The following is a 13,808-nucleotide window of genomic DNA, read 5'->3' as shown; positions in this document are numbered from 1 at the left end:
CGCCGCCGGGCGGAACGAACGCCCGCGTCGGTATCGCCGTGCCGGGACACACCCCGCGCCGCACGCCTGCTCTCCCACTCGTGTGCCGTGGCGGCCGTCAGTCGGCCCGCCCGCGCAGGAGCCCGTCGGGGTCGTAGCGCTTCCACAGCTCCGCCACCCGGGCACCGGTCTGCCCCGGATAGGCGCGCGCGAACGTCGTCTCGTCAGGATCGCTCTCGAAGTTCACATAGGCGCCGTCGGCGTGTGCCGCGAGCCGTGCCCAGGCGGCGGCCGCCGTCGGCCGGTCGTCCGGCGGGAACGCCGACACGACGGCCAGGGTCCGCTGATGGCGGTGCGCGAAGGCCGTGGCGGACGGGGCCGGGTCGTGGGACGCGCCGCCGAGCGAACGCAACTGGACGAGCACCGGATGCGGCCCTGTCGCCGCCTCCACCAGTGCGCGGGCCGTCGCGGGACCCGTCGCGGTGAACAGCCCGTTGGTCGTGGTGGACCGCATCTGCCCGGTGTTGGGGTGCAGATGGGCGGTCGAGACCAGCTCGGTGTACGGGACGAGGTGGGCCTGCTGGACCATGACGCGGCCGATCCCGAGGAGCGGCTCGAGGGCCCGGCGGATCGCGGCGGGGCTGTCGGAGGCCACGACCGCGGTGATGAACGCGGTCACCGAGGGTCCCTGGGCCGCCAGTGTCACCGCCGTCGACAGCTTCCGCGGTGCCTGCGTCATGGCCGACTCCCAGCGGCGCAGCGTCTCACCGGCCGGATCCACCGGCACGGCCAGCTGTGCGAATCCCACTTCACGCAACTCGACGGCCTCGATCTCGAAGGCCACCGCGACACCCGCGCCGCCGCCCGCTCCGCGCATCACCCAGAACAGATCCGGATCGGTTCCGGGGTCGGCTCGTGTGATCGTCCCGTCGGCCAGGACCACCTCGACGGCGCGAATGCGGTCGACGGTCAGCCCGTAGTGCCGTACGAGCCATCCGATGCCGCCGCCCGTGGCCAGGCCGCCGACTCCGACGTTGCCGTGGTCGCCGGAGCTGATGGCGAGCCCGTACGGGGCCAGGGTGCGGGCGACCCGCGCCCAGCGGGCACCCGCCTCCACCCGTACGAGGCGCGCGGCCCGGTCGACCACCTCGACCCGCCTCATCGCGCTGAGGTCGACGACGAGGCCGCCGTTGTTGGTGGACCTGCCGCTCAGCCCGTGCCCACCGCTGCGCACCGCGAGCGGGAGGCGACGCCCGCGGGCCATCCGCAGTGCCGCGGCGACGTCGGCCGCGGACTGCGGCAGGACGACCACGGCCGGGCGGCCCACCGTGGTGTAGGTGGAGCGGAGCAGGCCGTAGCGGCTGTCGTCGGGGGTGATCAGCTTCCCGGCGAGTTCGGCGGGTGCCGGTACCGGGTCGGCGCTCATCGCCCGCTCCGCAGAGCCGCCACACGCTCGCGTACGGCGGGAACCACCTCGCCGGCGAAGAGGGCGACCTGCCGGTCGGGGTCGGTGGCAGGCCAGAGGACGAAGGTGTCGAAACCGAGGTCGACGGCCCACTCGCTGAGGGTGTCCACCCACCGCCGCACGTCGCCGACGAGGCCCGGGGCTCCCCGGTGGTCCCCGATCGCGCCGATCACGTTGTAGACGCGGCGGATCGTCCGCGGATCGCGTCCCGCGGCCGAGGCCGCCTCGTCGATGATCTGCCCGCGGGAGGGCACCTGCTGCGGCGGGACGTAGATGTTCAGCGGGGAGATCCAGCCGTCCGCCGAACGGCCGGTCACGGCGAGCATCTTGGGCTTCTGCGCGCCGAGCCACAGTTCGACGGGTTTCGGGGGCACCGGACCGGCCTGGTATCCGCCGACGGAATGGTGCGGGCTCCGCAGCCGGACCACCTCTCCCGCCAGCGCCCGGCGCATGACGGTCAGCGACTCCTCGGTGAAGGCGACCATGGGCTCGCCGCGTCGCGCCTGGCCGCCCATCGACGCGATGGCGTCGGGGATGCCACCTCCGCCGACACCGAGCCGGAGCCGGCCGTCGGTGAGGACGGCGAGCGACGCGGCGGCCTTGGCCAGCATGGCCGGCGGGCGAAGCTGCAGATCGGCCACGTCGGTGAGGAACGTGATGCGGTCGGTTGCCGCGGCCAGGTGTGTGATCAGGGTCCAGGTGTCCAGATGGCCCGGTTGGTAGGGGTGGTCCTGGACGGCGAGGTACTCCAGGCCTTGGTCCTCCGCCGCACGCGCGAGGCGCCGGGTCCGGTGCACGGCGTCGGCCGCGGGGTCGAGGCTCACCCCGAAGGAGAGAGGGCGTCCGTAGTCGGTCATGCGTCCACGGTGCGGGGCAACGCCTCACAGACCAAACTTCAAGTAAGGTGCTAACCTTTTGTAAGTGAACCCCATCGAGTCGTCTCCCGCCGCACCCCCGTCCCTCGAGCGTCGCTCCATCCACGACGACAGCTGCCCGAGCTTCCAGGACGCCCTCGAGCTGATCGGGCGCCGCTGGACGGGTTCGATCCTGAGCGCGGCCCGCCGGGGGGCCTCCCGGTTCGGCGACTTCCGGGCCGTGATCGACGGTATCTCCGACCGGTTGCTCTCACAGCGCCTGAAGGAACTCGAGACGGCGGGTCTCATCCAGCGCACCGTCACGCCCACCACCCCCGTGCAGATCCGCTACCGGCTGTCCCAGGACGGCCGGGCTCTGGTGGACGCACTGCAGCCGTTGGCGCGCTGGAGCCTTCACCGCTCGGGCCGCAGCGGCGGCACATCCGGCCCGGCGGCCTGATCTCCCGAGGAGCTCGACCACGTTCGGCTGCGACGACCGGCCGGGGCGTTCAGCACAGCACCGCGAGCGCCCCGGGCAGGACTCTCGCCGTCACGGGCAGGACGGCGTCCACCTCCCCGTCGGTCCCGTAGGGCACGTCGCGGTCGGCCTCCATGCGGATCTCCGCGCCCCGTACGATCCGTACTTCGCGCCGGTGGACGTGCGCGCCGGTCTTGAGTTCGTTCATCAGGGCGAAGAAGAGTCGGCGAGGCGCATGGCGGATCATCACGACCTCCAGCAGGCCGTCGTCGACGCGTGCCTCGGGGGCGATGATGCGGCCGGAGCCGTAGAAGGCGGAGTTGGCGGCCACCACGGTGTAGCCGTGGTGCGTGAGCTCTTCGCCGTCGACGGTGATCCGGTAGGTGGCCGGGCGCCAGGTCGCGACCGCCCGCAGTCCGCCCGCGTAGTAGGAGGCGGCTCCGCTCAGGAGTTTCGCGTGATTGGCATGGCGGTTGGCGAGCGCGTCGACACCCGCGTACACGCTGCCGAGCGCGACGGTGCGGCCCCGTGCGGACTCCACCTCGATGGTGTCGACACGCCGCGGCTCGTGGTGGAGCAGCGCCTCGGCCAGCTCGGCCGGATCGGAGGAAAGGCCGAGCGCGCGGGCGAAGTCGTTGCCACGGCCCGCCGGAACGATGCCGAAGACGGTGTCGGTGCCGCTGAGGGCCCCACCGATACCGCCCACGGTGCCGTCACCGCCGACGGCCAGGACCACCCGCTGCCGTTCTCCGGCCTGCCGTGCCAGGTCCTGGGCGTGGGCCAGACTGCTGCTGTACTCCGTCTCCAGCTCGGCCCCGGCCTCCCGCAGCAGCCGGGCCACGCTCAGCAGCGTCGCGACCCCGTTGGATCCGCCGGCGGTGGGGTTGACGATGGCGGTGAACTGTCGCATCGGTGTGCCTCCGAAGGCGCCTGACGGATCGTGGACGGACGGTGGTCGGGTGGACGGAACGGGATCAGTCGGCCGGCAGCAGGATGCCGGGGTTGAGCAGCCCGGTGGGGTCGAGACGCCGCTTGACCGCCTGGAGGGCGTCGACTGCGAGCAGTCCGGCCTCCTGGACGTACCAGTCTCGGTGGTCGGTGCCCACACCGTGGTGGTGGCTGATCGTGCCGCCCGCCGCCATGATCGCCTCGTTGGCGGCCTGTTTGGCGGGCGCCCAGTGTGCCACGGGATCGTCACCCTGGGCGGAGACCACGGTGAAGTAGAGCGAGGCGCCGTTTTCGTAGACGTGCGAGATGTGGCACATCACCAGCGGCGGGGTGCCCGAGGCGCCGAGCGTGCCGATGACGGCCTCGCGGACGGAGGCGTACAGCTCGGGGAGGCGTGACCAGAAGGCCGCGGTCTCCAACGTCTCGGCGAACGCACCCGCGTCGAGCAGCGCGTCCCGCAGATAGGGCGCCGAGTAGCGGCCATGGACCCAGCGCTCCCCGGGCTCCGGTCCCACACAGGTACCACCGCACTCGCTCAGGACCGCCGCCGCCCGCTCCCGTCGGTACGAGGTGTCCTCCTCGGTGCCCTCGTAGCCCGCGATCGCGAGGCATCCGACGGCCTGCTCCGCACCGGCGGAACCGATGGCGTCGGGCTGGGCGAGACCGACCAGCGTCTCGGTCTCGTCCGACAGACGCAGTACCGTCGGCCGGGGCCCGTCCTGGGCCAGACGCCGCAGGGCGGCGGCACCGGCCTCGAAGGAGTCGAAGCGCCAGCCTTCGTAGCGGCGGATCCGCGGGACGGGGCGGATCCGCACGGTCACGGAGGTGATGACCCCGAACGCGCCTTCGGAGCCGAGAACGAGCTGCCGAAGATCGGGACCGGCGGCCGACCGCGGAGCGCGGCCGGCCTCGAGGGTGCCGGCCGGAGTGGCGACGGTGAGGCCGAGCACCATCTCGTCGAACCGGCCGTAGCCGGCGGACGCCTGTCCGCTGGAGCGCGCGGCGGCGAAACCGCCGATCGTCGCCCACTCGTAGGACTGGGGGAAGTGACCGAGGGTGAAGCCGTGCTCGGCCAGGAGCGCTTCGGCGTGCGGAGCCCGCAGACCGGGTTGCAGGGTGGCGGTGCGGGAGACCGGGTCGAGGGCGAGCAGTGCGTCCATACGGCGCAGGTCGAGCGCGACGAAGAGTCGCCGCCCCTCGGGGGCGAGGCCGCCGACGACCGAGGTTCCGCCGCCGAAGGGCACGACGGCCACGTCGTGCACGACACAGGCCTTGAGCACGGCGAGGACCTCGTAGTGGCTCGCCGGGAGCACCACGGCCGCGGGGATGTCGGTGGTGTCGCCCTCGCGGATGCGCAGCAGATCGGGGGTGGACTTGCCTCGCATGTGCCGGATGCGCGACTCCGCGTCGGTCCGCAGGTGCTCGCCGCCGACGGCGGCGAGCAGAGCCTGGCGCATGGCGGCGTCCAGGGGTGACTCGGGCACGGAGATCTCGTCCAGTGCGACGGGTTCGGCGCTGCGGGGCTTGACTCCGAGCATGTCGCGCAGCAGCCCGATCACCGATTCGGGCAGCGGCGTCGCCCTGGCCGGGTCTCCCCAGCCGCTCCACAGCATGTCCATGGTGCGTGTCCTCACCGGTCGTCTCGACGAAGTGCCGCCCTGCACGGCCACAGGGCGCGTTACACTGTGACACATGACGCCTATTCGTCACAACGCCTCGGACAGCGATCCGGTACTCGACGCGGTACGCGACTGCGTCCTGGCCGTCGGCGTCCGGCGCACCACCCTCACGGACGTGGCCCGCCGCGCGGGCGTCTCCCGGATGACCCTGTACCGCCGCTGGCCCGATGTGCGGACGCTGGTCGGGGACTTGATGACCCGGGAGTGGATCGAGGCGGCCACCCGCGCGATGCCCGAGCCCGAGCCGGGGACGAGCGCACGCACCCTGATCGTGGAAGGGCTCGTCCGTGGTGTCGACGCCTTTCGCCGCCACCCGCTCTTCCGCAAGATCGTCGACGTCGACCCCGAACTGCTGCTCCCCTATGTGCTCGACCGGCGCGGGGCGAGCCAGGAAGCCCTCCTCGAACTGCTCGCCGACTCCGTCGAAAAGGGCCACACCGACGGCTCGGTATGCCCCGGGCACCCCCAACGCCAGGCCAGGGCGCTGCTCCTGGTCGCCCAGTCCTTCACGCTGTCCCTGCGCACCATGACCGACGAGGGCGACGACGAGCTGAGCCCCGAGGCCTTCTACGGAGAACTGCGGACCATCCTCGAGAGGACCCTGACGCCATGAGCACCAGCAGCACTCCGTCCATGCCCGCGGCCCCGCCTACGGGCACATCCCTCAACGCCACCCGCCGCCGACGCGAACTGGCCCTGTCCACCGACGGTTCGGAGGTGGACGTCCTGGTCGTGGGACTCGGCGCGACCGGCGCCGGAGCGGCACTGGACGCCGCCGCCCGGGGACTGACGGTTGCCGCGGTGGACGCCCACGACCTCGCCTTCGGAACCTCCCGCTGGAGTTCCAAACTCATCCACGGGGGACTGCGCTACCTCGCCTCCGCCCAGTTCGACGTCGCCCACGAAAGCGCACGCGAGCGGGGGGTTCTGATGGAGCGCACCGCGCCCCATCTGGTACGCGCCCAGCCCTTCGTACTGCCCCTCGCCCCCCTGGTCTCCCGACCGCAGGCCGCCCTGGCGTGGGCCGGGTTCCGCGCCGGGGACACACTGCGCCTCGCGGCGCGCACGGCCCGGACGACGCTGCCCGCGCCGCGTCGGCTCTCCGCGGCCGAAACCCGCTGTCTCGCCCCGTCACTGCGCGGCGCCGGGCTCCGCGGCGGCCTGCTGTCCTGGGACGGACGCGTGACCGACGACGCCCGGCTGGTCACCGCGATCGCCCGCACGGCTGCGGGGCACGGGGCACGCATCCTGACCCGGGTGCGCGCTCTCGAACTCACCCGCTCCGGCGCCCGCGTACGCGACGAACTCACCGGTGAGGAGGGCGAGATCCGGGCCCGGGCGGTGATCAACGCCACCGGCGTCTGGGCAGGCGGCCTCGTGGACGGCGTGCACATACGGCCCTCGCGGGGCACCCACCTCGTGCTGCGCGCGGACCGCTTCGGCTCCCTGCCGGCCGGCCTGCACATCCCGATCCCGGGCGAGACCAACCGCTTCGTCCTCGTCCTGCCGCAGGGGGACGGCCGGGTCTACGTGGGACTCACCGACGAGCCCGTCGACGGCGACATCCCGGACGTCCCCGAGGTCCCGGAAACCGATATCGGCTTCCTGCTCGACGTCCTCGGCTCCGCCCTGGACGTGCCGGTCCACCGCGACGACGTGGTGGGTGCCTTCGCCGGGCTGCGCCCCCTGCTGGACACCACGACGACCACAGGCTCCGGCACGGCGACCGGCACCGCCGACATCTCCCGCAAGCACGCGGTCCTCACCTCGGCGGAGGGCGTGATCACCGTGGTCGGCGGCAAGCTGACCACCTACCGGCGCATGGCCGAGGACGCCGTCGACGCCGCCGTCGCCGCCCACCGGCTTTCCGCGGGCCCCTCCCCCACCGCGACGGTGCCGCTGGTCGGCGCGGCACCGCCGCGGGTGCTGGCCGCCCTGCGCGCGCCGCAACGCCTGATCAGCCGTTACGGCACCGAGGCCGAGGCCGTCCATGCTCTGGTCACGCGCGAACCGGACCTCGCCGGCTCCGTCCTCCCGGGCCACCCGACCACCCGCGCCGAACTGTTGTGGGCCGTGCTCCATGAGGGGGCGCTGGACACCGCCGACCTGCTGGACAGGCGTACCCGCATCGGGCTGGTCCCCGCCGACCGTGCCGTCGCGCTGACAACGGCTCACGCGCTGCTCGGCGAGGCGACGGACGACGCCCGCTGACCCGCCCGCACGCCCTCGTGACGGCCGGCGGGCGCCGCGGCCCTCGGGGACCCGCCCGCCGTCGCCGTACGCGTGCCCGCACCACGGGTCGCGTCGGCGGGACCCGTGGACCGTTCAGTACCGCACGTCGCTCTGCACCAGCGGCGGATACACCGCGGACGTCTCACCGTCGACGGTGGCGCCCGCGAACTGCAGCATCGACCGCAGTGCGCCGTGCATGGGGACGGGGTAGTCCAGGGCGGGCGCCGACACCTCGTCCAACCGTCGCAGATGCTCGGGGGCGAGAGTCACCTCCAGGCCGGCGAGATTGGCCTCGAGGTGCTCGAGACGCCTTGCGCCGACGATCGGCACGACGGTGCCCCGACGGGCGCGAAGCCAGGCCAGTGACACGGCCGCCGACGTGGTTCCGAGGGCGTCGGCGACCTCCGCGACGGCGTCGATGACCACGAACTCCTCTTCTGCGGGACCGCCGACGAAGGGGGTACGTGCGGAATCGGTGACCTCCGCGCCACGCCGGTACTTGCCGGACAGGAACCCGTTCTTCAGCGGGCTCCACGGCACCAGCGCCATCCCCTGGTCGAACGCGAACGGTTCCAGCTCACCCTCGACGGTGCGGGCGAGCAGCGAATACTCGACCTGCAGGGCGACCAGCGGGGTCCAGCCCTTCAGCAGCGAGGTGGTGTGGGCCTGAGCCGTCACCCACGCAGGCGTGTTGGAGAAGCCGACGTAACGGATCTTGCCCGCCCGCACCAGATCGTCGAGGGTCCGCATGGTCTCCTCGATCGGGGTGTGCCGGTCCCACTGGTGCAACCAGTACAGGTCGAGGTAGTCCGTCCGCAGCCGGCGCAGGGTCTCGTCGAGCTGCGCGATGATCGACGATCGGCCCGCGCCGCCCCCGTTGGGATCTCCGGGGAAGAGATTGGCGAAGAACTTCGACGCCAGCACCACATGCTCACGCCGCCCGGGGCGCGCGGCGAAGAAGTCACCGAGGATCTTCTCGGAGTGGCCGTTGGTGTACAGGTTGGCTGTGTCGACGAAGTTCCCGCCGAGGTCCAGGTACGTGGCGAGGATCTTCTCCGACTCCTCGACGCTGCACCCGGCGCCGCCGGGGTCCTCGCCGAAGGTCATCGCACCGAGGGCGAACGGGCTGACCCGCAGCCCCGACCGGCCGAACGTGACGTAGTGATCGAGCGGCATGAACAACTCCCGTGCGTGCGCGCGTGGTTACGGCCCACGAAGCGGGCCCCTGAACGATCCCTCCCGGAGTCCCGGAAGCGATCACTGTCATGAAATCGCGCACCGACGGGTCCGTAGTAGACCGATTCGCCCGAAGTCTTGCCTGATTCTGCCTCTGGCGGACGCGCGTAGAACTCGGGCACCATCTGCGTGCACCACCTGCACAGCCGCCCCACAGGAGACACGGCCCACTCGCAGGAAGGTCCTCATATGAAGTTCCGCTCCGCCCTCACGGCCCTCGCGCTCACCGTCGCCTCCGGGCTCGCCGTCCTCGGCGGCGCCGGGGACGCGCTCGCCGCCCAGGACAGCGCCCAGGCCGCCGCCGTCACCAAGATCTCCCACGCCACCGCCACCTCGATGTTCCGCGAGGTCGGCATCACCTGGTCGTCCTCCGGCAACTGCTCCGACCGCAACAACGCGACCTGTACCTCCTTCACCCAGCTCAACCTCGCCACCGCTCAGGGCGCCCAGACCCTCAAGCGTGCCTCCGGATGCGCACTCAACATCACCGGCGGCACCGAGACCGGCCACGCCAGCGGCACCTACTCGCACTGGAACGGCTACAAGCTCGACTACGGCAAGAACACCTGTGTCACCAACTACATCAAGGGCAACTTCGCCTACATCGGCCTGCGCGGTGACGGGGCGCCCCAGTACCAGTCGGGCTCCGGCAACATCTACGCCGACGAGGGCAACCACTGGGACGTCCTGTACTACAACTGCGGAGGCTGCTGACCGGCTGGGGTTCCGGCGACGATCTGATGCCGGTGCACGAAGCGTGCGGGTTCCGGAGGCAGTCCGCCCAAAGGCAACCGCATCGCACGGCTCGCCGCAGCGTGTGCCGGTGATGGACCGGCGTGAAGGCGAGCGATTCCGTCCGATCCTCGCGACCCGTCTCTCCGGTGGTGCCGCCCACCGGAGAGACGGCACGACGTGCAAGGGGACACATACGACGAAGGACGACCTGGGCGGGGCATTCGCAGGGGTGTCCGATGTACGAGCGGCCCGGCGTCAGGTTCTGCGGCGCAGACTCCGCATGAAGAGCGGAATCGACAACAGGAGCAGGGCTCCTTCAACGGCGAGGCTGACCAGCCCGAGAGGCTCCGTCCAGTTGCCGACGTCATCGCTGTAGTCGGGCAGTCCGGGGCCTCTGGAGAGGACGTAGCCCAGCAGCGGACCGACGGCGACCATGGCGGCCAGCAACCATCCAAGTCTGACGAGGCCGACGATGAGCAACACGGCGGCGACCACGGCCGCGATCTCCAGGACGTGATAGGCGACGCCGATGTAGTGCGGGTCCCTCGTCGCCGTGATGCCGCCTTGGTCGACCACATGGATGGCGGCCACCGCGAGGCACAGCAGAACTCCCGCCCACCTGGCCACCCAAGTGGATCCCGGCACGGTCGCGGCGTGGTGTGACATGAGGGAGACCTTCTCCTTACCAGGATCGCATGCCTGCCGCGCCACGATCCCGTCTGCCCGGACGGCCTCCGAACGCGCGGCGCGCCCCGTATGTCCGCGCCTCCAGCCTCGACGGACGGCTGCTCACCGTCGCCTCCGACGGTGCAGACGGTGATAACGAAGAGGTACCGCCGTAGGCGTGTACACCTGCGGACCGCGGTGTCCCGGCTCCGGGCCACAACGGGAACCCGGTCAGGGCCCGATTCAGGAGGCGCTCTTCGACCCCGTCGACGCCTGCGAGTAGGCGTCATGCCAGGCGGCCTTCGCTCCGGAATCGCCGATCCGGTAGACGTCCACAACCGCCCCCAGCGCAACGGCCAGCGAAAGCACCCCCACGACGATCCGCACAGGCAGCGCGGCCCGACCTGCGGCGCCGCCCTGGCGAGGCTCCGCCGCAGCGCGTCCGGCCGTCCACCACACCACCACGGCCAGCACGAACACGCCCAAGGCCCACGGCAGCAGCCCGTCACCCAACTCCGTGTGCCGGCGCACCAGGGCATTGTTGTCGACGTGCCGTTCCAGCCACTCGCCTGCTTGCGTGGTCAGCGGCACGCTGATCAACGCGGCAAGGGCCAGCACGGGCAGCAGCGAACCCAGCCGCCGGGCGGCACGTGGCCACAGCGCTGCCGTCACCAAGGCCAGTGCGGTGAGAGGGATCAGCACGACGACCACGTGGACCAGCAGGACGTGGGCGGGCAGACCGTTGATCAGAGACATCCAAGGACTCCTGTCGAGGTGCAGGGCCCGAGCCTGGCACAGGCACTTCTCAGTTGCCTCTGAACGGATCAAGGCATCAAAAGTGCAGCTCACACGATGTGACGGAAGCGCACAGACCAAGCCGGGTTCACCACACCGCAGGGACGAGGCATCGCTTTGTCCCCGCGAGGCAACGCAAAGACGGCGGGCCCTCCGACCCGATCCTCCAGCCAGTACCGGTTCGCGGAAGTCGGCCGCCAGTACACCCTGGACCACCCGTGGACACGCCACGCTCGGCCACGCATCGGGGAGGCCGCGACCGCCGTCGTTGCACGAACCCAAAGGGCGTCCGAAGCCGGACCGATTGCCACCTCGTGCGATGCTGGACGGGAGATCACGACGGGACGCGGGAGAGAGCACAACGGAGTGAGGGTGTCAGGTCGGTCGGTGCGGGCGGAGTTGTGGGATCGCATCGCGGCATCGGACCCAGGTCTGCTGCGCCTGACGGCCGGACTCAGAACGGTGTGCGCGATCGCCCTCACGCTGGCCGTCCTCGCGGTGCTGGGTACGGACGTGTCCCATCTCGTGGCAGGCGCGATCGCGGCGATGGTCGCGACCTTCGCCATCCGGGAGAAGGAGCGGCCGGAACAGGCCGTCACCCTCGCCCTGGGCCTGCCGGTCGCGCTGGCCTCCGTCTCGCTCGGTGCGCTCCTGAGGTCGCATGTGGTGGCGGGCGACATCTTCTTCGTCGCCCTCATCTTCAGTGCCGTCTATGGACGGCGCTTCGGCGATCGAGGTACGGCGCTGGGCCTGATCGGCTTCCAGGTCTACTTCCTCTCCCTGTTCGTGGGCGCGACGGTCTCCGCACTCCCGGGGCTGTGCGGCACGATCCTCCTCGCCTTCGGCAGCAGCGCCCTGGTGCGGTTCGCACTCGTGCCGGAGACACCGGCGGGCATCCTGGACCGGCTGCGCCGTGCCTTCCGGGCCCGCTTCGCCCAACTGCTCTCGGCCCAGGTGGCATTGCTCGACGCCGGCCCCGACGACCGGGAGAAGGCCCTGGAGGAGGCTCGCGACAGGACCGCGGCCCTGCACGAGACCGCGATGATGATCCAGGGGTGGCTGGAGCAGGGGACCTCCGACGAAGCGGTGGCCCGGCTGGTGCAGCGACGCATCGCCGACGCCGAGATCACCGCCGAACGGCTGGGGCTTCTGCTGCTCACCGCGCGCAGTACCGAGCGCGCCGACACGCTGACCCTGCACCTGCCCGGCGCGCCCCTGCCCTCGGGCGGCCCGCTCGCCGAGCACGACGGGACGACCGCCACGCTGCGCCGCGACCTCGAGGCACTGCGCCTGCTGCTCCTGCAGCCGATCTCCGAGGCCAGAGGTACCGGGCTGGCGCAGGTGCGCAACCGGCTCCTCGGCTACCGGGAGGAGGACAACCTGCCGCCCGGGCCGACCGCGGTCCAGGACGTCTTCCGTGGGATCGGCGAGGCCTCGCGCGCGGTGCTCGGACTGCGGATGGCCCTCGAAGGTCCTCAGGACGAGACGGACGACACCCCTGCGACCACCCGCTCGCGGGAGGAACTGCACGCGGAGGACGCCGCCATCAGCGGCAGCGAGGAGGCACAGGAAGAGGAGGCGGAACGCACCGGCCTGAAGCGCCCCACCACGCGCGCGGCCGTACAGGTCGCCGTCGGGTCGTCGCTCGCGATCGTCGGCGGTGAGTTCATCTCCAGCCAGCGCTGGTACTGGGCGGTGCTGACCTGCTGGATCGTGTTCATCAACACCGCGTCCACCGGCGAGATCCTCGTCAAGGGGTACCGCCGGCTCCTGGGGACGGTCTTCGGCGTGGTGGCCGGTATCGTCCTCGCGGGGCTGGTCGGGCATCACACATGGACGGCGTTCGCGCTGGTGCTCGTGTTCATCTTCGCGATGTTCTACACGGCCCCGCTGTCGTTCACGCTGATGTCCTTCTTCGTCACCGCGATGCTGGGCCTGCTCTACACCCTGCTGCACACGTACAGCACCACCGTGCTCGTCATGCGCATCGAGGAGACGGCGCTGGGCGCGGCCTGCGGAATCGTCGCGGCGGCGCTGGTCCTGCCGGTGCACACCGACCGCCGTACGGACGAACTCCTCGCCACCGTCCTGACACGACTCGACGACGTCACGGACGCCGCGGTCGACCAGCTCAGCGGCGGCCCGGCGGTCGACCTCCTCGACAAGGCACGCGACCTGGACCAGGCACTGGCGGACCTGCGTGCCTCGACACAGCCGCTGACCCATCCGATCACGCCTCTGCGGGCGCGCCGGGACACCGCCCGCTACATCGTCGCGATGCTGGAGACCTGCGCGTACCACGCCCGCTCCCTGGCGGCGACCGCCGAGCTGCTGCCCGAGCACCCCTCGATCGCGGCGGATCCCCGGCTGCGCGTCGCAGGTCGGCGCATCGTGGCCAACATCGCGGCGATCGCCGCACACGTCGAGGACGAGCACAGCACCGTACGCATCGAGACCGGCCCCAGCATCACGTCCATGCTGAAACCGGGGACCCTGGGCGCCCCGCGCTACGACCGCGTCACCGACCGGGTGCTGCGGCACCTGCAGCGCCTGGACGAGGCGGTGGCAGGTCTGGCACGTCCGCTCAAGGTCCCGGTGGACAAGCCGGACTGACGTCCGAGCGACCGCCCTCCGCCGGAGCGGGGGACGGCCGCGGCGGGATCGCTCACCGACATCGCCCGTCGCCCGCTTCTTGATGCCGGGCTCGGCCGGCACGGCACCGAGCCGGTCCGAGCCCGGCC

General features: G+C 71.6%; 12 protein-coding genes. 5 read left to right on the top strand and 7 right to left on the bottom strand.

The window, feature by feature from the left end:
- Positions 1-97 precede the first annotated feature (97 nt).
- Both RCR19_RS36950 and RCR19_RS36945 read right to left on the bottom strand, forming a co-directional pair.
- A complete protein-coding gene (locus RCR19_RS36950) occupies positions 98-1,405 on the bottom strand; it encodes an FAD-binding protein (protein ID WP_331269102.1) in 1,308 nt (435 codons plus the stop codon).
- Positions 1,402-2,301: an LLM class flavin-dependent oxidoreductase gene (locus tag RCR19_RS36945; RefSeq protein ID WP_331269101.1), complete on the bottom strand. Its 900-nt coding sequence runs from the start codon at positions 2,299-2,301 to the stop codon at positions 1,402-1,404. The genes RCR19_RS36950 and RCR19_RS36945 overlap by 4 nt, the downstream gene beginning before the upstream one ends.
- A 64-nt stretch (positions 2,302-2,365) precedes the next feature.
- Here RCR19_RS36945 and RCR19_RS36940 point away from each other — a divergent pair, with 64 nt between their 5' ends.
- The gene (locus RCR19_RS36940) at positions 2,366-2,758 is read left to right on the top strand and encodes a helix-turn-helix domain-containing protein (protein WP_331269100.1); all 393 of its coding nucleotides are present in this window, start codon (positions 2,366-2,368) and stop codon (positions 2,756-2,758) included.
- Between the two features lie 49 nt (positions 2,759-2,807).
- On the opposite strand, the gene RCR19_RS36935 is transcribed toward RCR19_RS36940, so the two are convergent.
- Both RCR19_RS36935 and RCR19_RS36930 read right to left on the bottom strand, forming a co-directional pair.
- The gene (locus tag RCR19_RS36935; RefSeq protein ID WP_331269099.1) at positions 2,808-3,686 is read right to left on the bottom strand and encodes a YegS/Rv2252/BmrU family lipid kinase; all 879 of its coding nucleotides are present in this window, start codon (positions 3,684-3,686) and stop codon (positions 2,808-2,810) included.
- A gap of 64 nt (positions 3,687-3,750) precedes the next feature.
- A complete protein-coding gene (locus RCR19_RS36930; RefSeq protein WP_331269098.1) occupies positions 3,751-5,343 on the bottom strand; it encodes an FAD-binding oxidoreductase in 1,593 nt (530 codons plus the stop codon).
- 73 nt (positions 5,344-5,416) lie between these two features.
- On the opposite strand from RCR19_RS36930, the gene RCR19_RS36925 reads away from it, so the two are divergent.
- Positions 5,417-6,016, top strand: coding sequence for a TetR/AcrR family transcriptional regulator (locus RCR19_RS36925; RefSeq protein ID WP_331269097.1), 600 nt, complete (start codon positions 5,417-5,419; stop codon positions 6,014-6,016).
- Positions 6,013-7,614, top strand: a complete 1,602-nt coding sequence (locus RCR19_RS36920; protein ID WP_331269096.1) for a glycerol-3-phosphate dehydrogenase/oxidase — start codon at positions 6,013-6,015, stop codon at positions 7,612-7,614. Before RCR19_RS36925 ends, RCR19_RS36920 begins: the two co-directional genes overlap by 4 nt.
- 114 nt (positions 7,615-7,728) lie before the next feature.
- Here RCR19_RS36920 and RCR19_RS36915 read toward each other — a convergent pair whose 3' ends face one another.
- Positions 7,729-8,811, bottom strand: coding sequence for an aldo/keto reductase (locus RCR19_RS36915; protein WP_331269095.1), 1,083 nt, complete (start codon positions 8,809-8,811; stop codon positions 7,729-7,731).
- A 249-nt stretch (positions 8,812-9,060) separates the two neighbouring features.
- Between RCR19_RS36915 and RCR19_RS36910 the strand changes: the two genes are divergently transcribed.
- Complete coding sequence (locus RCR19_RS36910; RefSeq protein WP_331269094.1) at positions 9,061-9,585, top strand: hypothetical protein; 525 nt, start codon at positions 9,061-9,063, stop codon at positions 9,583-9,585.
- A 276-nt stretch (positions 9,586-9,861) separates the two neighbouring features.
- On the opposite strand, the gene RCR19_RS36905 is transcribed toward RCR19_RS36910, so the two are convergent.
- Both RCR19_RS36905 and RCR19_RS36900 read right to left on the bottom strand, forming a co-directional pair.
- Entirely contained in the window at positions 9,862-10,272 is a 411-nt protein-coding gene (locus tag RCR19_RS36905) for a hypothetical protein (RefSeq protein WP_331269093.1), read from the bottom strand.
- 243 nt (positions 10,273-10,515) lie between these two features.
- Positions 10,516-11,028 carry a DUF2231 domain-containing protein gene (locus RCR19_RS36900; protein WP_331269092.1) on the bottom strand — a complete coding sequence of 171 codons (513 nt, stop codon included), beginning with the start codon at positions 11,026-11,028 and terminating at the stop codon, positions 10,516-10,518.
- A gap of 405 nt (positions 11,029-11,433) precedes the next feature.
- On the opposite strand from RCR19_RS36900, the gene RCR19_RS36895 reads away from it, so the two are divergent.
- Entirely contained in the window at positions 11,434-13,680 is a 2,247-nt protein-coding gene (locus RCR19_RS36895; RefSeq protein WP_331269091.1) for an FUSC family protein, read from the top strand.
- Positions 13,681-13,808: the final 128 nt, after the last annotated feature.

It is taken from the genome of Streptomyces sp. WAC07094 (genome assembly GCF_036320405.1).
Taxonomy (GTDB): domain Bacteria; phylum Actinomycetota; class Actinomycetes; order Streptomycetales; family Streptomycetaceae; genus Streptomyces; species Streptomyces lannensis.
Note: the sequence above shows the minus strand (reverse complement) of the source record. Positions and strands in the feature narration are given on the sequence as shown.